1 protein-coding gene is annotated in these 502 nt (G+C 39.2%); it reads right to left on the bottom strand.

Translation table 11 applies throughout. The features are described from left to right. Positions 1-203 (bottom strand): response regulator (locus R7Q46_RS30690; RefSeq protein ID WP_318078779.1); only part of this gene is annotated, 203 nt, incomplete at its 3' end. Positions 204-502: the final 299 nt, after the last annotated feature.

Raw genomic sequence — 502 nt, 5'->3', positions numbered from 1 at the left:
ATCCAATCCAACACGTCTTCACCCGACATGTCTGGAAGTTTTAAATCCAAAATGATCAGTTGAGGCTTGCTGCGTTCAATGAATTGAATGGCATCACGACCTGTCTCGACATGGAAAATGTCGTAAGGCTCATCTTTCACATATTGCTTATAAAGTATGGCTAATGAGGTAGAGTCTTCTACCAGTAACACCCTTGGTCTCATAGTCCTATCCCAACTTAATCTGATTCATTGTTATGATTCTGCCAGCTCACTTGGAGATTGATGAGAAAGAAAAAATAGATAAGCATCCTCAAGTCGCTAGAAGATTCTCAATTTGAGAAAAGTTATAGTTAAGTATTAGCACAGGGCAGGGATATTGCGAAAATTCTTTACTTTTTAATTGATTAAGCGCGGTATGAATTTGAAAAGATGAAGACCAAATCGCACTTTGATAAGTGCGATGGTTCATATGGTTTTGCGGGTTTTCTTCTTGTTACTCAAAGCCTTGAGCCTTGCGCAGG

The sequence above is a fragment of the Vibrio sp. 811 genome (assembly GCF_033339195.1).
The sequence above is the reverse complement of the archived record's forward strand: the minus strand, read 5'-3'. Positions and strand labels throughout refer to the sequence as shown.